We start from the raw sequence: 18362 nt of genomic DNA, 5'->3' as shown, positions 1-18362 counted from the left end.
GCCATTTTGCGTGATCGCGTGCACACTCTTAGTCAGCGGTCCGCCGAAACTGCCGCAGGGGACGGTTCCGGCGGGCCGCTTCCTCTTGTCACACACCGCCGCTGGCGATCCATTCGTTGATCCGCCGCTCGGCCTCCTCACGGGAGACGTCCTCGACCCGGGTCATGATCGCCCAGCGATGACCGAACGGGTCGATGATCGTGCCGAACCGGTCACCGGTCATGAACGTCTGCACCTCCTCGACCGAGGTCGCGCCCGCCTCGAGCGCCTTCGCGTACGTCGCGTCGACATCCGGCACGTAGTGCACCAGCGACGAGTGCACCCAGCCGTCGGCCGGCGCGCGCAGCCCGATCTGCGGCATCGCGTCACTCATCTGCAGCATCGAGTTACCGAACTTCAGCTCGGCGTGGGCGACCTTGCCGTCGGGCATGTCCTGCCGGCTGATCACCTCCGCGCCGAAGACCGAGGTGTAGAACTCGACGGCCTTGGGCCCGTCCGAGACGGCGAGGAACGGGGTCAGCGAGTGATAACCGTCGGGGATGGGGTTTACCGTGTTCGTCGTCATGACACCCATTCAATCCGCCGGCCGCCGACCGGTCTTGTAAGAAAGCGACAGCGGGCTTTTGAGCCACCCAGCAGACAGCGAGAAGGGCATCCTGCACCCGCGGGAGCAGGCCCGGCACCGCTCGCTCAACCGTCTCCAGCCAGGCCCCCAGGCCGGCCGGTTCGTCGAGTGGTACTGGATCGTGGAGTGGGACCTGGACGAGCCGTACACGGCCGAGGTGCTGCCGTTCCCGTCGGTGAACGTCACCTTCGAGCAGCCGGGCGGCGCGTTCGTGAACGGGGTCTGCACGCGGAAGTTCGAACGCGAGCTGTCCGGGCGCGGGCGGGCGTTCGGCGTTAAGTTCTGGGCCGGCGGCTTCGGCGCGATCACCGGCCTCGACGTGGGTTCGCTCTGCGACCGGGTGCTGCCGTTGACGGACGTGTTCCCCGACGGCGACCGGCTGGCGGACCTGATGTTCGAGGCCGAGTCCGACGTCCGCCGCCGCGCGGTCTTCGAGGCGTTCCTGCGCGACCACCTCGCGACGCCCGATCCGTCGTACGAGCTGGTCCGGGAGATCGTCTCCACCATGGCGGCCGACCGCTCGGTGGCCCGTGTCGACGAGATCACCGCGCGCTTCGGCGTACCGATCCGGACGCTGCAACGCCTGTTCCGCCGGTACGTCGGTGTGGGTCCGAAGTGGGTGTTACGGCGCTACCGGTTGCACGACGGCGCCGAACTGCTGGCCCGGGGCGAAGTGGCCGAGTTGGCGGAACTGTCCGCGGCACTCGGCTACTTCGACCAGGCGCACTTCTCCAAGGAGTTCAAGCAGCAGATCGGCCTGACACCGGCCGAATACGCAAGCCGGGCCGCTGCCGAACGCCAGGTCACCTACCGCTGAACTTCACGTTCACCGCCATCACCAGTGCTGTCAGCGCCGCTCCGAGCGCTACAGCGAAGCCGTACTGCGCACTGTGTCCGTCGACGACCCAGCCTGCGAACGCGGAGCCCAGCGCGATGCCTGCTGCGCCACCTGAGTTCAACCAGGTGAATGCCTGGGTCAGGACAGCGGGCTCGACCGCTGACTCCGCCAAGACGGACGACAGGGTCTGGAACGGTGCGATCGCTAAGCCAGGCAGGGTTAACGCGAGCGCTGCCGCCAACGGGGTGTGCACGGCGATCAAAGGCACGCAACTCACGACGAGCCAGACGAAGGCGATGACGAACTGCGTCTCCGGTGCGGTCCGCCACCGTCTGGCGCCGTACGCGAGTCCGGCGAAGAGACTGACCAGGCTGGTGATGCTGTAGAGCGGTCCGGCCAATCCCGGCGTACCTCGCGATACTGCGAACGCGGTGACGGATACCTGCATGCTGCCGAAGAACAGGCCGACGCCGACGTTCGTACCGGCGAGGCCCACGAATCGCTTGTGCAGCAGGCGTTTCGCGCCACCATGCTCACCGGCCATCTGAGGCGGCGGCGCCGTACCGCGTTGCATCGCCAACAGGAAACCGCCTGTCAGCACGAGACTCGTCGCGAGCACCGAACCTGCCGCTGGGGTGCCGAACGAGCTCACGACTCCAACCAGGCCGGGGCCGACCATGAAGGCCACGCCGACGCTCAGCGCCTCGAGCGCGAACGCCGACGAGAGCAGCGGCGTATCGCGCAATGCTTGGGACCAGCGCGCTGCGGTCTGTGCACCGATCTGGGGCAGCGAGCCGCCGGCCAGGACTCCGGTCCCGATGAGCACCGGCAGCGGAGCGTCCGACAGGGTCAAGGCGATCAGCAATGCCACTGCGGTCGCGTGGGCGAGCAAGGTGATCGGCAACATGCGGGTCTGACCGAAACGGTCGATCAGCCGGGCGACCTGGGGTCCGGCGACCGCTTCGGCGACGGCGAAACCGCCGGTGACGCTGCCCGCGGCGGCGTACGATCCGGTCGATCCGTGGACCAGCCAGACGATGCCGAGGCCGGTCATGGCGATCCCGATCCGGGCCGGGGCCGCCGCTAAGTAGAACTTCCACGCGCCGGGAGTACGCAGTACCTCTGCGTAGTGGTTGCTGGGCGCGCCGATCCGTCCGGTGAGAGCCGGCACGGTAGACCTTCCGCTGCCCGATGGGGCGGGGACCCGACCGTGGGCGTCCAGCTTCGCCGGTCTGTCCGTCCGCCTAGAACCGTCCATGTTCGGCAGGAAACGGGGACGCTCGTCCCCTGCCGGCACTGTCAACGGGCAGAAACCTCGAGTGCTTCAGGTTGACCGGAACAGTCTACCGTCCACCAGCACCGGCACCGATTCACTGCTGTCCACTTCCGCCGCGATCGCCACGTCCTCCGGATAGCCGTACTGCGTGAGCTCGCGTCCGCCGGCGCATTCGTGCAGAAGCCGGGGCAGGTTGTCCGCAACCGCGTCGTACGCCGCCACCGCCGCTCGCGCCTCGGGCGAGAGACTGTCGCTCCGCAGCGCACTCAGGAACCCGCCAGCACCCCAGAGATCCTCGACCGCGGGTCGCAGCGAGCCGTCCTGCCATCGCTCCCCTGCCGCAATCGCAACCACCTTGGGCCCGTTGCTCCCGACCTGCGTCTGCTTCCTGACCCAATCGGCCGCAGCACGTCGGTTACGCAACGACACCGCGATCACGGTCGCGCCGCTGTCACTGAGTTGCTTGGCGATCGTCGACCCGTTCGGCGACGGCAGCACCAGCCGGCTCACACCCTCAGCCCGCCGGATGGTCACCGGCGACAAGCTCACGTCCCCAGGGCCGGCCTCGGACCGCCCAACGGCCAACGTCGCACCGACCTGTTCGGCGTAGGCGACCGCGGTTTCATCGCGCCAGCGGTACGGATAGACGTCAATGCCACGATCCACCGCCACCGTCACGGCAGTTGTGAAGGACAAGACATCCACCACCGCGACGATGTCCCCGGCAACGATGCCGGCGCCGACCGGGCCCCACTCGAACCCGGCACTGAACCCGTCCTGCGCGTAAGGGCTGGTCACCCGGCAGATCATCCCGCCGGGCGATCAGTCCCACCAACAGTTTTCAGCTCAGTGCGTCGGCGGCAGCCGGCGACGAGTCCCGCAGGAAGGTGACGCAGCGTTCGGCCTCGTCCTTCTCGTCGATCAGCGCCGCGGCCTTGCCCAGCGCGGCCAGTGCCCGGAGGAAGCCACGGTTCGGTTCGTGCTCCCACGGGACCGGTCCGTGACCCTTCCAGCCGTTCCGCCGCAGCAGGTCCAGCGCGCGGTGGTACCCGGTGCGCGCGTACGCGTATCCCTCGATGGTCCGGCCGTCCGCGAGGGCACCCTCGGCGAGCACGGCCCAGGCCAGCGACGACGTCGGGTGCTTGGCCGCTACGTCCGCCGGAGCGGCCCCGTCGGCGAGTTCCGCCGCGGCCGGGTCGACCGGTAGTAGTGTCTCGGGTGGGCCGGAGAGCAGATTGTTCAATTCCATAAGCACATCTTCGCCGATCACGCAGCCGTACCGGCACGTGACCGTCTGACGAAATCCGTTGACCGTTCACCCACCGGCCACGGATGCTTGAGACCCTTGCTCAAACCGCCGTGGTTCCCAGCTACGGCCGGAAGGAGGCACCGGATGAGCGTCATCGTCCTGAACGCGTCGTACGAACCGCTGCACACCGTCTCGATCCAGCACGCCATCCGGATGCTGGTTCGCGAGGTCGCCGTGGTCGAAGAGGCGCACGGAGAGCGAACCATCGGCCCATTCCCGGTCCCTCGCGTCCTCCGCCTGGTTCGGTACGTCGTCACGCACTGGCGTTACGCGGCGGGCCGGATGAAGTACAGCAAACACGGCGTCCTGCGGCGGGACAGGTTCCGGTGCGCGTACTGCGGCCTGGACAACGCCGACACCATGGACCACGTCCAACCCAGATCCAGGGGCGGCCGCACCGAGTGGCTGAACGCCGTGGCCGCCCATGCCTCCTGCAACGAGCGGAAAGGCAACCGCACCCCGTCTGAGGCCGACATGCCCCTCCTCTGGCAACCCTGGGTACCAACCCGCGCAGAGCTCGTCATAGACAGATGACGGGCCTTTTTTATGCCCTTTTCCAGGCACTGGACCCACCAGCTGCCGTCCGGGCGCACCGTCGAGATCACCACTGTCGCTGACCGGCCAGAGCTCGCCAACGCCGATATCGAGGTAGGCGAGTGGCCGGCCTTCATGCGCCACAACCGGATCTCCGAGGCGTACTTCCCACAGACAGCCGACGCCTTCGCTTCGACCTGCCTGATCGCCACATCAGAGGGCAGGCCGATCGGCGACGCCCACGCCGTTCAGCTGTTGCGTGGTGACCGTCCGGAGTTTCCGTCCGGTGGCTGGGAGCAGTCGGTCGTCTGGGCCTTCTCTGACGCACGTCGCGGCATCCGCCCGGACACGGCCTGCGCCTTGAACATCAGCGTCGCTCGAGACTTCCAGGGTGAAGGCGTCGCAGCGCTCCTCCTGGCGGCACTCCGCGACGCATCCGCCGGCCTCGGCCTAGACGTACTCGACGCGCCGGTCCGCCCGACCCACAAACACCTTGAGCCCACGAGCTCGATCCACGACTACGCGTCCCGCATGCGCCCGGACGGTCTGCCTTTCGACCCATGGCTCCGCACCCACGTCCGCGGCGGCGGCCAGATCACCGGCATCGCACCAACCTCCTGGGTAATCGCCGGATCGCTCGCCGAGTGGCGATCGTGGACCGGATTGCCCTTCGATCGCAGTGGACCCGTCGAGGTCCCGGGCGCCCTCGTGCCCGTCGAGTGTGACGTCGCCGCCGATCGCGCGGTCTACGTCGAGCCGAACGTCTGGGTGCGGCACCAGTTCTCCACAGATTGAAAAATGTGCGTCCGGACAAGGGCCGATCGCGGCACATTCTCGGGCATGAATCCTCAACTTGCTGTGATGGCGTCGATCCGTGGCGGTGTATTCACCCGAGCGGACGCGCGAGCCTGTGGTTACCCCGACGCTGACATCGACTCCTTGCTCGGCTCCGGCAGCTGGCGCCGGATCCGGCGCGGAACCTATGCCGCCCACCGTTCACTCCGCCTCGTCACCGACGAGATCCTGCACCTCCGCCGGGTGTACGCCGTCCTGCGCGCCAGCGGCCCCGGTGTCTACGCCAGCCACCAGTCCGCCGCGGCCCTACATGCCTTACCTGTCTGGGGTCTCGACCTCAGCCGAGTCCACGTCACCGCTCCCGACGGCGGCTCCGGCCGGCTCCGCGGCGTCCACCGGCACATCCGCGACCCGGTCGGGTCAGACCTCCAACTGTGGAACAAGATGCACCTGGTCTCGCCTGCCCGCGCGATCGCCGAGGTGGCCGCTTCGGCGCCGCAGGCTGCGGCGACTGTGCTCGCCGACGCCGCGTTGTACGCCGGGCTGGTCGACCACGACGCCTTGATCCACGCTGTCGGCCAACTCGACCAAGGAACGAAACGGGCCGGAAAAGTCCTCGACCACGTCACCGGCGCAGCTTCGATCGCCGAGTCCCGGCTGCGCTTCATCCTGGCCACCGCGGGCCTGCCGGCTCCCAGCCCGTCACCACCACCAGACCCCGAGCTCACCGACCCGGACGACGGTGCGGTGGAGGTCTTGTGGTTCCCGGACGAACGCACCGTGCTTGAGTTCGAGCCGCGTTTTCCCTTCTGGTGCGAGGAATTCGAGCCCTCCCCCGAGGAGCCGCTGCCCGAATCAGCCTTCGACCTCGACGGACCACAGCCCGTCGAGCACTGCTGGATCTCCTGGACCGACCTCGACGACCCGGTGACCGTGGCCGACCGCATCCGAACCACGTTCACCCGAGCAGCCCGACGGACCGGCATCCGTCACTTCGACCTTGCCCGAGTCCGGTGACGAAAGGAGTTACCCCATGCTCTTCAACGCGTTGGCGAACAGTGGGACGACCTTCTCCAAGGCGTATCCGACGGACAGCACTGTGTCCGTGGCGAACGCCGAGCTGATGGTCTTGTCGTCGAAGACCACCGCGCGACCGGCCTTCACCGACGGCACCGCGCGGTACAGCGGATCGCCGGTGATCTGGCTCGCCGGGATGCCGATCGGCGTGAGGACCGTGAGATCGGCGTTCAGCAGGCCGAGGTTCTCGCGCGAGATCGGCACCGAGAAGTCACCGGTCGCCTTCGCCTGGACGGCCGGGTTGTTGCGGAAGCCGAGGCGCTCCACGAAGTCGACCCGCCCGGTGCCGGAGACGTACGCGCCGTACCCCTCGCTGGTCCGGGCTCCGAGCGTGATGGTCTTCCCGTCGAACTCCGGGTGCTGCGACTTCACCTCGGCGAACTTGCCCTCGGTGTCGGCGATCAGCTTGCGCCCCTGCTCCACCCGCCCGAGCGCGGTGGCGATCATCTCGGTCTGCTGCTTCCAGTTGGTCTTGTACGCGTCGCCGCCGGCCGGGACGCCCACGGTCGGCGCGATCGCCTTCAACGTGTCGTACCGGTCCTGCTTGCCGCTCGACTTCACGTCGAGGATCAGGTCCGGCTTCAGCGCGGCGATCTGCTCGTACTGCGGCTCGAGCGTGTTGATCAACTGCGGCGCCTGCTGGTACTTGCCCTTCGCCCAGGGGCCGACGCCCTCGCCGCCGAACGCGAGCCAGTCGCTGGCCCCCACCGGCTGCACCCCGAGCGCCAGCGCCGTCTCCGCGTCGCCCCAGCCCAGCGCGACAACCCGCTTCGGCTCGGCCGGCACTGCCACCTCACCGAACTTGGTCGCCACCTTGATGGCCGACGGCGAGGCCTTCTCTTCGGAGCCGGATCCACAAGCGGCGAGCACCGTCAGCAACAGACAGGAGGCCGCCAGAGCGAAAGGTTTGCGCATGCGACTAAGGATAGGCTTCCCTAATCAACTCCGCGCACCGACCCACACAAATGAACAGGCCCGCCCCGGGAAACTCTCCGGAACGGGCCTGCTCGCAACAGCTCTTCGACGCGGAAGGTCAGCCGTTCAGCGAAGTACCGGTCGAGCGCAGGCTCTCGCAGGCCTCGCCGACACGCTTCGCCATACCCTCTTCGGCCGCCTTGCCCCAGGCACGCGGGTCGTAGGCCTTCTTGTTGCCGACCTCGCCGTCCACCTTCAGCACACCGTCGTAGTTGGTGAACATGTGCGCGGCCGCCGGCCGGGTGAACGCGTACTGCGTGTCGGTGTCGACGTTCATCTTGATGACGCCGTTGTCGACCGCGGCCCGGATCTCCTCGAGCGTCGAGCCGGAGCCACCGTGGAACACCAGGTCGAACGGGCGGTCCTTGCCGAGCTTCGCGCCGACCTGGTCCTGGATCTCCTTCAGGATCTCCGGACGCAGCTTGACCGCACCCGGCTTGTAGACGCCGTGCACGTTGCCGAAGGTCAGCGCGGTGATGTAGCGGCCGTTCTCACCGGTGCCGAGCGCCTCGACCGTGGCCAGGCCGTCCTCGACGGTGGTGTAGAGCTTCTCGTTGATCTCGTTCGCGACGCCGTCCTCCTCGCCACCGACGACGCCGACCTCGATCTCCAGGACGATCTTCGCCGCGGCCGTCTTGGCCAGCAGGTCCTTGGCGATCTCCAGGTTCTCGGTCAGCGGCACCGCCGAGCCGTCCCACATGTGCGACTGGAACAGCGGGTTCTCACCGCGCGCGACACGCTCGGCCGAGATCTCCAGCAGCGGCCGGACGAAGCCGTCCAGCTTGTTCTTCGGGCAGTGGTCGGTGTGCAGCGCGATGTTCACCGGGAAGTTCTTGGCGACCTCGTGCGCGTAGGCCGCCAGCGCGACCGAGCCGGACACCATGTTCTTCACGGTGGACCCGGACAGGTACTCCGCACCGCCGGTGGAGACCTGGACGATGCCGTCCGAGCCGGCCTCGGCGAAACCGCGAATGGCTGCGATCAGCGTCTGCGAGGAGCTGACGTTGATGGCCGGGTAGGCGAAGCGGTTCTGCTTGGCCTTGTCCAGCATCTCGGCGTAGACCTCAGGGGTTGCAATAGGCATGTCTCGCGGTACTCCTCACAACACAGTTCTTGTGGGTTCGGCTCCAGTATTGCCGCCGGGCACTTCGTCGGATCCGGCGGCCCGCCTGCCGAGCCGGCCCGGTGGCCGGGGAGCGATCGGCAGGGATGCAGACCAGTTGATGAACAGGACCGATCCAGTTCGTTACGTCCGGATGTCCTCCGGACGGTGTGGTGCAGCCGGTCAGGCGGACCCGGATCGCGGGCCACGCGGAGTCAGGGCCATGTGCAGCCGGTAGCGGTCGGCGCGGTAGGCCGACCAGGACAGTTCGACGACCTTGCGGCCGGCGAAGGTGGTGCGCTCGAGGACCAGCAGGGGTGCCCGCCTGGCCACGCCGAGCACCCGGGCGACATGACCGTCGGCGTTGTCCGCCCGGACTGTCTGCTCACCGGAGGTGACGACAACGTCGTACTCACTGGCGAAAACGTCGTACAGCGTGCCGAGCTCACGGCCGAGCAGGCCGGGGAAGAGCGCGGACGGGTAGTAGCCGACCTCGTAGGCCATCGGCGAGGCGTCGGCCGTGCGGAGCCGCTCGACGCGGATCACCTTGGTGCCCTTGGCGACCCGCAGCCCCTTCGCCGTCTCGTCGGAGGCCTCGATCTCGCTGGCCGACAGCACCACGGTCCCGGGCTCGAGACCACGGGCCCGCATCTCCCGGGAGAACGAGGTGAGATGCAGCTGCGAGTCGACCTGGGGACCGGTGACGAAGGTTCCCTTGCCGTGCACCCGCTCGAGGGCACCGGACTCGACCAGATCGCTGATCGCCTGCCGGACGGTCACCCGGGAGACGTTCAGCTTGTCCACCAGGGCACGTTCGGAAGGGATCGGGTCCCCGGGATGCAGCTCGACGTCGATCAGCCGTTCCAGCACCGATCGGACCTGGGCCCGCTTCGTCGCCACCATGGAATCTCGATCCTCCAGACCTGGGCGGGCCTCGGGGGTGCCCCGGGGCGCCGCTCACTGCTATCGTGCGCAGCATACCTGTTAAGACCAGATAGGACCAGTGATCGCAGTGGTGTCTGTCCCCGCTCAGGAAACCCGGATGGCGCGCGAGATCGCCGAGCAGCCGGCCGCGCTCGCGGCGACGTTCGAGCACGTTCTGCCGCTGCGGCACGACATCACCAGGCTTGCCGCCGGCCGCCGGCACGTAATCTTCGTGGCCCGCGGATCGTCGGACAACGCCGGTGTGTACGGCCGCTATCTGACCGAGATCCACGCCGGCCGGCAGGCGTCCCTGGCCGCACCGTCCGTGGCCACGCTGTACGGCGCCAACCTCGACCTGTCGAACTCGCTGGTCGTCGCGGTCAGCCAGTCCGGCGCCACCCAGGAGATCGTCGACACGGCCGAGTGGGCCAAGCGCAACGGCGCCGCGATCGTCGGCATCACGAACGACGGCAACAGCCCGCTGGCGTCGACCGCCGACGTCGCGCTCATCACCCAGGCCGGTCAGGAGCTCGCCGTACCGGCCACCAAGACCTACACGACCCAACTGGCGGCGATCACGGTCGCTGTAGACGCGCTCGCCCAGCGGCCTGGCACGCTCGACGCGGACATCGCGCGAGTTCCCGAAGCGGCGGCGAAGATGCTGTCGGGGTCGGTCGAAGCGGCGGCGGACCTGCTCGCCGGTGCACACGACGTCCTCGCGAGCGGTCGCGGGCTGACGTTCGGCACGACACTGGAGGTCGCGCTGAAGCTCGAGGAAACCTGCCTGCAGCCCGTTCGCGGTCTCTCGTACGCCGACCTGAAGCACGGCCCGATCGCGGTCGTCGACGCGGACCTGGTGACGATCCTGGTCTCCGCCGGCGACGGCCCCGCGCTCCCGGGGATGACCGAGCTGGCCGGCATCGTCCGCGAGAAGGGCAGCAAGATCCTCGGCATCGGCGGCGACCCGACGTTCGCCTCCCGCTGCGACGTGAACCTGGCCGGGCCCGACCTCCCGGAAACCCTCGCTCCGCTGGCGCTGGTCATCCCGGCCCAGCGCGCGATCGAGCTCCTGGCCCGCAAGCTCGGCCTCGACCCCGACGCACCGCGCGGCCTCCGCAAGGTCACCCAGACCGACTGACCAGACGCCTCGCCGACCCGGCCGTCGGGCGAACTCTCCCGCGCGACGGCCTAGTCGATGCAGTTGGTCATCAAAGTGCTCATTCGGTGAGCACTTTGAGTGGAATCGTGGTGGTCATCGCAAGGGGAACAACCCAGGAGAGGACCACCGAGATGTTGCGAGGACTTGCCACCGTCAGCTTCTACGCCACGGACGTAAAGGCGGCGCGGGACTGGTACGAGAAGCTGCTCGGGATCGAGGCGTACTACGCGGTCCCGACGGTCGAGGCGCCGGCGTACGTGGAGTTCCGGTTCGGGGACTTCCAGTGCGAGCTCGGGATCATCGACGCGAGGTACGCGGGCCATGAGGTCGCCGGAGGTCCCGCGGGAGCGATCGTTCACTGGCACGTGGACGACCTCGAGGGGACGCTGGCGCGGATGCTCGAGCTCGGGGCGACGCTGAACGAAGGGATCGTCGAGCGCGGTAACAACACCGGGTTCCGTACGGCGTCGGTCGTGGACCCGTTCGGCAACCTGATCGGGATCATGAACAACCCGCACTACTTGCAGATCCTTCAGGAACTGCAGGCGTGAACGCTACAGATGGCCGCGATGGGTCAGCGCAGTAGTGATCTGCTGGGCCGCCTGCCGTAGATGCGGGAGGAACTCCTCGCAGAGCGACGTCGGCGTGGAGCGGGAGGCGTGCGCGGAGACGTTGAGCGCGGCGATGACCCGGCCGCGGGAGTTGTGGATCGGGGCTGCGATGGAGCGGAGGCCCAGTTCGAGCTCCTGGTCGACGAGCGCGTAACCGTCCTTGCGGGTCTGGTCGATCGCGGTGCGGAGGTCGGCGGGAGTGGTGAGCGTACGGTCAGTCAGCGGGTCGGCGGGCAACGAGTCCGCGAGCGTGCCGAGGTACGCCGTGAGCTCGTCGTCCGGCAGTCCCGCGAGCAGCACGCGGCCCATCGAGGTCGGGTACGCCGGGAGTCGGGCGCCGACCCCGAGCGCGACGGTCATGATTCGGCTGGTCGGTACGCGGGCGACGTACACGATGTCGGGCAGGTCGAGGGTGGCGATGGAGCAGGACTCGCGGGTCTTGGCGCTCAGCTCCTCCATGAACGGGCCGGCTAGTTCGCCGAGGTCCAGCGAGGACAAGTAGGCCCAGCCCAGGGCGAGGACCCGCGGCGTGAGGGAGAAGCGGCGGTTGGTGCTGCGGACGTAGCCGAGCTCTTCCAGGGTCAGCAGGATCCGGCGGGCGGTCGCGGGCGTGATCCCGACGGCTCGCGCCACCTCACTGAGGGTCAGCGAGGGCGCGTCGGCAGAGAACGCGCGGATCACCGCGAGCCCACGGTCCAGACCCTGCAGAAACGTACCTGTAGACGCGTCACCCGCCATCAGCTAGCCTGCTTTTCGTTGAAAGAAGAACTATTCGCTCAGCGAAATCCTACCGGAGTCGCCGATGCCACGTCCAGGTGAGCCCGCGCGGTCGACGTTCGTGCACACGTTCTTCCCGGGGCGGGTGGTGTTCGGGGCCGGCACGCTCGATCGGGTGGCGGCCGAGGCCGCGGCGGTCGGGGTACGGCGGGCGCTCGTGGTGGCGACGAACTCCGCGCGGGACGCGGCCGACGTGGTCGAGATGGCGTTGGGCGACTGCTTCGCGGGACGGATCGACGGCGTCGCCCAGCACGTACCGACCGAAGTGGCGGCCGCTGCCCGGGCGAAGGCGCGCGAGATCGGTGCCGACGGCATCATCGCCATCGGCGGCGGCTCCGCAATCGGCCTCGCGAAAGCAATCGCCCTCACAAACAGTCCCGAGCCAGCAGCTGGGATGGCTGGCGGAGTCCCCACCGTCGGGGCGGTCGGCGGAGCCGCTGGCGCGACAGGTGGCGAGACGCCCCACGGCGGAGCGGGTGATGGGCCGGTTGGCGATGGGGTGGTGATTGTGGCGGTGCCTACTACCTATGCGGGGTCGGAGATGACTCCGGTGTGGGGTGAGACGGCGGGTGGGAGCAAGACGACCGGGACGGACCTGCGGGTGTTGCCGCGGGTTGTCGTGTACGACCCGGTGCTGAGTCAGCACCTGCCGAAGAAGGTCACCGCGGCGAGTGTGGCGAATGCGATCGCACATTGCGTGGAGGCGGTGTGGACGCCAAAAGCGGACCCGATCACCGAGACGACCGCGGTGGAAGGTCTGCGAGCGTTGAGCGCCGGACTGCGCAACGTGTTGGCCGAACCCACGGATATAGATGCTCGCAGCAACCTTCTGTACGGCGCCTGTCTCGCAGGCTCGGCGTTGGCAACGGCCGGCACCGGACTGCATCACAAGTTGTGTCATCTACTGGGTGGCACCTACAACCTTCCACACGCGGAGACGCATGCCGCGGTCCTCCCCCAGGTCGTGCGCGTCAACGCCCCCGCCGTACCGCAAGCAACAGCCCGCCTAGCAGCAGCCCTCGCAACCGACCCGCAAGAGCCTGACCTGGCGACCGGCCTGTTCGATCTGTTCCAGGCAGCAGGCGTACCGACCAGCCTCCGGGAGTTGGGCTTGACCGAGGCCCAGGTGGCCGAGGCCGCGAAAGCGTTCCACCCGACCGACAACCCGGTCCCGGTGACCGAGGACCTGGTGCGCGAGATTCTCGGCCGCGCCTGGGCAGGTACGCGACCTTGACGAAGGAGACCGGATGGATCTGCAAGGCGATGACCTGACCGAGGCCGTGGTGGCCAGCTTCGACGGCAGCACGAGGAGTCGCTACCGGGACGTGATGGCCGCGCTCGTCCGCCACTTGCACGCGTTCGCGCGGGAGGTGGATCTCACCGAGGACGAGTACTTCACCGCGATCGATTTCCTGACCCGCACCGGTCAGATCTCCACCGGCACGCGACAGGAGTTCGTGCTGCTGGCCGACGTACTCGGGCTGTCGATGCTGACCGTCGGGCTGGGGAACCGGAAGCCGCTGCCGGCTACGCAGTCGACTGTGTTCGGCCCGTTCTTCGTCGAGGGGTCGCCGGAGGTGCAGCTCGGTGGCGACATCGCCAACGGAGCGCCGGGGCAGCCGTGCCTGGTGAGCGGGCGGGTCCTCAACACCAACGGCGATCCGGTCCCGCGCGCGCTGGTCGAGACCTGGCAGGCCGACGAGGACGGGTTCTACGACGTCCAGAAGGAGCTCGACGGTCCACAGAACCGCGCCCACCTGATGACCGATGCTGAAGGCAACTACCGGTTCTGGGCGGTGAAGCCGGTCGCCTACCCGATCCCCGACGACGGCCCGGTCGGCGAGCTGCTGCGCGCCGGTGGCCGCGGCCCGATGCGCCCGGCGCACATCCACTTCATGGTCACCGCGCCCGGCTACGCCCGCCTCATCACGCACGTTTTCGCCGCAGGCGATCCCTATCTCGACACCGACGCGGTCTTCGGCGTCAAGCAGTCGCTGATCGTCGACTTCACCGAGCACGCGGCCGGCACGACGGCACCGGACGGCATGACGCCCGAGCGGACCTATTACACCGTCGACTACGACCTCGTACTCGCCACGACCGAGGAGACGCAGCAGTGATCACCACGGATGTCCTGATCGTCGGCAGTGGCCCGGCCGGTGGCGCCGCCTCGCTCTTCCTGTCCACGTACGGCGTCGACACCATCGTCCTCACCCGCTACGGCTGGACCGCCAACACGCCCCGCGCACACATCACCAACCAGCGCACGATCGAGCTGATGCGCGACATGGGCATCGAGGACGAGGTCACAGACAAGGGCACCGCCCACCATCTGATGGGTGAGACCGCGTTCTGCACCAGCCTGGCCGGCGAGGAGATCGATCGCATTCGCACCTGGGGCACGCATCCACGCCGCCTCGCCGACTACACCGAGGCGAGCCCGTGTCTCCCGATCGATCTTCCCCAGACGCTGTTCGAGCCGATTCTCCTCAGTACGGCGGCGAGCCGCGGTGCCCGGCTGCGCTTCAACACCGAGTACCTGTCCCTCGAACAGGACGCCGACGGTGTGACCGCGACGGTACGGGACCGGCTGAGCGGTTCGACGTACCAGATCCGGGCGAAGTACCTCATCGGTGCGGATGGTGGGCGGAGCAAGGTTGCCCAGGACATCGAGTTGCCGATGGCCGGGGCGATGGATATCGAGGGCTCGATGAACATCGTGTTCGAGGCCGACCTGAGCCGGTACGTCGCCCACCGCCCGAGCGTCCTGTACTGGGTCCTGCAGCCCGGTGCGCAGATCGGCGGGATCGGCGCCGGCCTGGTCCGGATGGTGCGGCCGTGGAACGAGTGGCTGATCGTCTGGGGGTACGACATCAACCAGCCCCCGCCCGTGGTCGACGAGGCGATGGCGACCGAGATCGTGCACAACCTGGTCGGTGACGACACGATCGACGTGAAGCTGAAGAGTACGTCGGTGTGGAGCGTCAACCACATGTACGCCGAGAAGACCTCGCAGGGCCGCGTGTTCTGCATGGGTGACGCGATCCACCGGCACCCGCCGAGCAACGGCCTCGGCTCGAACACCTCGATCCAGGACGCGTACAACCTGGCCTGGAAACTCGCGCTGGTCCTCGAGGGTCACGCCGCGCCCGAGCTGCTCGACAGCTACAACGACGAGCGGGCGCCGATCGCGCGGCAGATCGTTGACCGCGCCAACAAGAGCCGAAACCAGTTCGGCCAGATCTTCCACGCGCTCGGGATGACGCCGGACGCGCCGCCCGGGCGGACGATCGAGTCGCGCAAGGACGACACACCCGCCGCGGCGGCCCAGCGTGCGGAGCTGCGGAAGGCGATCGAGCTGAAGGACTACGAGTTCAACGCGCACGGCGTCGAGCTCGGTCAGCGCTACCGGTCGTCGGCCGTGATCGCGGACGGTACGCCGGAGCCGCCGTACGAGCGGGATCACGAGCTCTACTACCACCCGACGACGTGGCCGGGCGCTCGCATCCCGCACTGCTGGCTGACCCGTGGATCGGAGACCGTCAGCACCTTGGACGTGGTCGGCAAGGGCCGGTTCACGCTGCTCACCGGGATCGGCGGTGAGGCGTGGGTGAAGGCGGCGCAGTCCGTGTCCGAGCAGCTCGGCGTACCGATCGAGGCGTTCGTGATCGGGCCGGGCCGCGAGCTGGACGACCTGTACGGCGACTGGGCGCGGGTGCGCGAGATCCCGGACGCGGGCTGTCTGTTCGTCCGGCCGGACGCCCACATCGCGTACCGCGCGTTCGACCAGCCCGACGACCCGACGGAAACGCTCCGCCAGGCGGTCGGCTCGCTCCTAGGCCGCTGACGTCTCGGCGGCTTCGCGGAGGATCCGGTCGAGGATCGCCGAGATCTCCGCGGTCTCGGCATCCAGCAGGGTGATCAGCGCGACCCGCGAGGTCTCCGAGCGCGCCTCCAGAGCTGCCGCGCTCAGGGCGCGCACGGTACCCAGCTCGTGTAGCAGTTCGTCCCACAGAGCGTTCATCAACAAACCCCCATGTTTCCCGTCACAAACCCAGTACGACGTGCTTGATGCGCGTCGAGCCCCCCGAGTTGGGGCTGACTTTGGTCGAGAAGGCCTCACTTCTGTCAATCAGGACAACGCGAGAGCCCGGCCGAAGGTTACGGTCGTGTCAAGAATCTCCAACTGTGCGGCGGTACGACAACCGCGTCGTCGACCGGGAACACGGCCTCCTGATCGGAGACGTTGAGCAGGAGCAGCACCCAGGCGTCGTCCTGACGGGCCCGCAGCGCGATCGTCTCGTTGGTGACGTGCTCGACCTCCGTCCGCGCGCGGGTCAGCCACGCATTGCGCCGCCGCAGACCGATCAGCTCCTGGTGCAACCGATAGGTGTCCCAGCCGTACGGCGCCAGCTCGGCGGGCTCCTCGGGGAACGCCGGCCGGATCGCATCGTCGCCGCCGGCTCGGTCCTCCTTCAGACCGCGGAACGCCTGCTCGTCGCCGGAGTACACACTCGGTACGCCGGCGACCGCGAACAGGATCGCCAGCGCATGACCGAGGTACCGCTCGTCCTCGAGCCGGGTCGCGATGCGGGTCACGTCGTGGTTCCCGACGAACGTCTGCGGGACGAACGTGTCCAGGAGTGCGTTGTGCCGACCGAGCGCGTACGACAGCTCGAAGAAGTTGCGGTCGTTGAGCGAACTCCAGATCGCCTTCCACAGCTCGTACTGCGTGACGGAATCGAGCCCGCTCTTCGCGACGTACCCGGCGTAATCGCCGTGGATGACCTCACCGAAGTACCAGGCGTCGCGGTCGCGTGGCAGGACGTCGCGCCAGAACTCGGGCGGGACGGCGTACGCCGCGTCCAGGCGCCAGGCGTCGACGCCGCGGTCGAGCCAGTGCCTGAGGACGTCGCCGACGTACTGGGCCACCTCGGGGTTGCTGTGGTCGAGGGCGACGAGCTGTTCGTGGCCCTCGAAAGTGGCGAGCCCACCGTCGGAGCGGCGGAACCACTCGGGGTGCGGGAACGAGCGCGCGACGTGGTTGAACACACCGTCGAGGGCGATCCGCAGGCCACGGTCGTGGGCCTGCGCGACGAGCGAGTCGAAATCGGCGTCGTCGCCGAGGCGCGGGTCGATGCGCAAGTGGTCGACGGTGTCGTAGCCGTGCGTCTCGGACGCGAACACCGGGCCCAGCAGGAGTCCCGAACAGCCGAGATCGATGGCGTAATCGAGCCAGCTCTCCAAGTGGCGCAGACGGTGCACGACCGTTGTCTGCGCGGTTGACTCCGCGGCGGTGAAGCCGAGCGGGTAGATCTGCCACCAGATCACGTGATCAGGCCACATGGCGCCTCCTCAGGACCAGAGTAGGAAGGATCGCGATCAGGCAGCCGATCACGGTGTCGATCAAGCGGTACCCGACGGTCGAGAGCTCCGGAGTACGGCCGAGATCCATCAGCAGCACGACGAGCGGGGTCATGAGGATGGCGTACGCCGCGTAGTTGCGTTCCTTGAGCAACGGCCGCAGACCGGCGAGAACGGTGACGACCGCCACGATTGCCCAAGACGGCGGCACCCAGAGCACGAGAGCTCCGCCGATCAGTACGCCGACGCAGGTGCCGACGCAGCGCTGTGTTGCCCGGAGCAACGATCCGCCACGGCGACGGACGACGATCACCACGGCCAGCGCGATCCAGTAGCCCTTCTCCTGATGCCACCACACCTCGATCGCCTCAGCGATCGCGAGCGCCGGCACCAGCTGCACCGCGTACCGCCACGCGTCAAAACTGCGCAGCCTCCGTCGCCACACCTTCCAGTACGTCGGCCGCGCGGCCACCTCGCCATTTCCCCAAAGACCCAACACGATCGCCCACGCGACCCCGAGCGCGAACCACCGAGCAACCTCCCAAGCACTCACCGAACTCAGCCCGGTCGCCATCACCAGAAACGTGGTGAACCGCGTCGTCACATCGGCCATCCACCGGCTGAGCCCACCCACCACAGCAGCAACCGCCGCCAGCCCAACCACACCGACCGCGGTCCACCAGCCACGGCCCCCGAGCGACACCCCAACCCAAGCCCCCGCCGTCACTACCACTCCCACTGCCACTCTTTGTGCCCCGGCCAACCACGAAAGCGGCCTCCGGATGGTTGGTGCGGACACAAGGTGGGCGAGTGCACCGAGGGCGGCGTACGACGCTTGGGCGAGGTGATCGGTTGCGACGCCGTACGTGATCGGGGCGGCCATCGCCAGGGCGGCGACGATCAACTGCGGGAGGACGACCGGTGTCTCGCGGTGCCAGTGGATGAGGTGACGCGGATCCGCGATCGTCATAGTAAGCTCAGCTTAGCATTCTCAAT

The 18362-nt window shown here is 68.1% G+C and carries 20 protein-coding genes; 9 read left to right on the top strand and 11 right to left on the bottom strand.

From position 1 onward, the window contains the following. Window positions 1-88: 88 nt before the first annotated feature. Complete coding sequence (locus AC0662_RS39980) at window positions 89-565, bottom strand: VOC family protein (protein WP_478307208.1); 477 nt, start codon at window positions 563-565, stop codon at window positions 89-91. A gap of 58 nt (window positions 566-623) precedes the next feature. On the opposite strand from AC0662_RS39980, the gene AC0662_RS39975 reads away from it, so the two are divergent. Beyond that, complete coding sequence (locus AC0662_RS39975; protein ID WP_478307206.1) at window positions 624-1442, top strand: DUF6597 domain-containing transcriptional factor; 819 nt, start codon at window positions 624-626, stop codon at window positions 1440-1442. Here the strand turns inward: AC0662_RS39975 and AC0662_RS39970 are convergent. From AC0662_RS39970 to AC0662_RS39960, 3 genes are all read right to left on the bottom strand, one after another. Continuing rightward, the gene (locus tag AC0662_RS39970; RefSeq protein WP_478307204.1) at window positions 1429-2634 is read right to left on the bottom strand and encodes an MFS transporter; all 1206 of its coding nucleotides are present in this window, start codon (window positions 2632-2634) and stop codon (window positions 1429-1431) included. The genes AC0662_RS39975 and AC0662_RS39970 overlap by 14 nt on opposite strands. A 153-nt stretch (window positions 2635-2787) precedes the next feature. Further along, window positions 2788-3537, bottom strand: coding sequence for a 2-phosphosulfolactate phosphatase (locus AC0662_RS39965; protein WP_478307202.1), 750 nt, complete (start codon window positions 3535-3537; stop codon window positions 2788-2790). A gap of 43 nt (window positions 3538-3580) precedes the next feature. Beyond that, window positions 3581-3988 (bottom strand): DUF3151 domain-containing protein, encoded by a 408-nt coding sequence (locus tag AC0662_RS39960; RefSeq protein ID WP_130388010.1) that lies wholly within the window; start codon window positions 3986-3988, stop codon window positions 3581-3583. A 144-nt stretch (window positions 3989-4132) separates the two neighbouring features. Between AC0662_RS39960 and AC0662_RS39955 the strand changes: the two genes are divergently transcribed. The 3 genes from AC0662_RS39955 to AC0662_RS39945 are packed head-to-tail and all read left to right on the top strand — an operon-like array spanning window position 4133 to window position 6394. Next, window positions 4133-4582 carry an HNH endonuclease gene (locus AC0662_RS39955; protein ID WP_452202275.1) on the top strand — a complete coding sequence of 150 codons (450 nt, stop codon included), beginning with the start codon at window positions 4133-4135 and terminating at the stop codon, window positions 4580-4582. Between the two features lie 12 nt (window positions 4583-4594). Further along, entirely contained in the window at window positions 4595-5377 is a 783-nt protein-coding gene (locus AC0662_RS39950) for an N-acetyltransferase (protein WP_478307199.1), read from the top strand. Window positions 5378-5422: 45 nt separating this feature from the next. Then, on the top strand, window positions 5423-6394 hold the full coding sequence (locus AC0662_RS39945; RefSeq protein WP_452202271.1) for a type IV toxin-antitoxin system AbiEi family antitoxin domain-containing protein: 972 nt from the start codon (window positions 5423-5425) through the stop codon (window positions 6392-6394). A 9-nt stretch (window positions 6395-6403) separates the two neighbouring features. Here the strand turns inward: AC0662_RS39945 and AC0662_RS39940 are convergent, their stop codons facing one another. From AC0662_RS39940 to AC0662_RS39930, 3 genes are all read right to left on the bottom strand, one after another. Beyond that, the gene (locus AC0662_RS39940) at window positions 6404-7369 is read right to left on the bottom strand and encodes an iron-siderophore ABC transporter substrate-binding protein (protein ID WP_452202269.1); all 966 of its coding nucleotides are present in this window, start codon (window positions 7367-7369) and stop codon (window positions 6404-6406) included. Between the two features lie 118 nt (window positions 7370-7487). After that, window positions 7488-8513 carry a class II fructose-bisphosphate aldolase gene (gene fbaA, locus AC0662_RS39935; protein ID WP_478307197.1) on the bottom strand — a complete coding sequence of 342 codons (1026 nt, stop codon included), beginning with the start codon at window positions 8511-8513 and terminating at the stop codon, window positions 7488-7490. A gap of 201 nt (window positions 8514-8714) precedes the next feature. After that, window positions 8715-9434, bottom strand: coding sequence for a GntR family transcriptional regulator (locus tag AC0662_RS39930; protein ID WP_184839453.1), 720 nt, complete (start codon window positions 9432-9434; stop codon window positions 8715-8717). A gap of 139 nt (window positions 9435-9573) precedes the next feature. Between AC0662_RS39930 and AC0662_RS39925 the strand changes: the two genes are divergently transcribed. Continuing rightward, the gene (locus AC0662_RS39925) at window positions 9574-10593 is read left to right on the top strand and encodes an SIS domain-containing protein (protein WP_452202265.1); all 1020 of its coding nucleotides are present in this window, start codon (window positions 9574-9576) and stop codon (window positions 10591-10593) included. 152 nt (window positions 10594-10745) lie between these two features. Then, entirely contained in the window at window positions 10746-11165 is a 420-nt protein-coding gene (locus AC0662_RS39920) for a VOC family protein (RefSeq protein ID WP_478307194.1), read from the top strand. Between the two features lie 3 nt (window positions 11166-11168). On the opposite strand, the gene AC0662_RS39915 is transcribed toward AC0662_RS39920, so the two are convergent. Next, the gene (locus tag AC0662_RS39915) at window positions 11169-11963 is read right to left on the bottom strand and encodes an IclR family transcriptional regulator domain-containing protein (protein ID WP_478307192.1); all 795 of its coding nucleotides are present in this window, start codon (window positions 11961-11963) and stop codon (window positions 11169-11171) included. Window positions 11964-12027: 64 nt separating this feature from the next. Here AC0662_RS39915 and AC0662_RS39910 point away from each other — a divergent pair, with 64 nt between their 5' ends. Genes AC0662_RS39910 through AC0662_RS39900 form a run of 3 tightly spaced genes read left to right on the top strand, consistent with a single transcriptional unit; the run spans window position 12028 to window position 15849 of the window. Next, window positions 12028-13236 (top strand): maleylacetate reductase, encoded by a 1209-nt coding sequence (locus tag AC0662_RS39910; protein ID WP_478307190.1) that lies wholly within the window; start codon window positions 12028-12030, stop codon window positions 13234-13236. 13 nt (window positions 13237-13249) lie between these two features. Next, window positions 13250-14122, top strand: a complete 873-nt coding sequence (locus tag AC0662_RS39905) for an intradiol ring-cleavage dioxygenase (protein WP_478307188.1) — start codon at window positions 13250-13252, stop codon at window positions 14120-14122. Beyond that, window positions 14119-15849, top strand: a complete 1731-nt coding sequence (locus tag AC0662_RS39900) for an FAD-dependent monooxygenase (RefSeq protein WP_478307186.1) — start codon at window positions 14119-14121, stop codon at window positions 15847-15849. Before AC0662_RS39905 ends, AC0662_RS39900 begins: the two co-directional genes overlap by 4 nt. Here the strand turns inward: AC0662_RS39900 and AC0662_RS39895 are convergent. From AC0662_RS39895 to AC0662_RS39885, 3 genes are all read right to left on the bottom strand, one after another. Then, the gene (locus AC0662_RS39895; protein WP_452202253.1) at window positions 15838-16026 is read right to left on the bottom strand and encodes a hypothetical protein; all 189 of its coding nucleotides are present in this window, start codon (window positions 16024-16026) and stop codon (window positions 15838-15840) included. The two genes, AC0662_RS39900 and AC0662_RS39895, sit on opposite strands and share 12 nt — an antisense overlap. A 137-nt stretch (window positions 16027-16163) precedes the next feature. Continuing rightward, window positions 16164-17348 carry an alpha-amylase family protein gene (locus AC0662_RS39890; protein ID WP_452202251.1) on the bottom strand — a complete coding sequence of 395 codons (1185 nt, stop codon included), beginning with the start codon at window positions 17346-17348 and terminating at the stop codon, window positions 16164-16166. Continuing rightward, a complete protein-coding gene (locus AC0662_RS39885) occupies window positions 17338-18336 on the bottom strand; it encodes an FUSC family protein (protein ID WP_478307184.1) in 999 nt (332 codons plus the stop codon). The genes AC0662_RS39890 and AC0662_RS39885 overlap by 11 nt, the downstream gene beginning before the upstream one ends. Window positions 18337-18362: the final 26 nt, after the last annotated feature.

This window comes from Kribbella sp. NPDC043289, from assembly GCF_056436705.1.
This window is presented reverse-complemented; position numbering and strand designations above follow the sequence as displayed.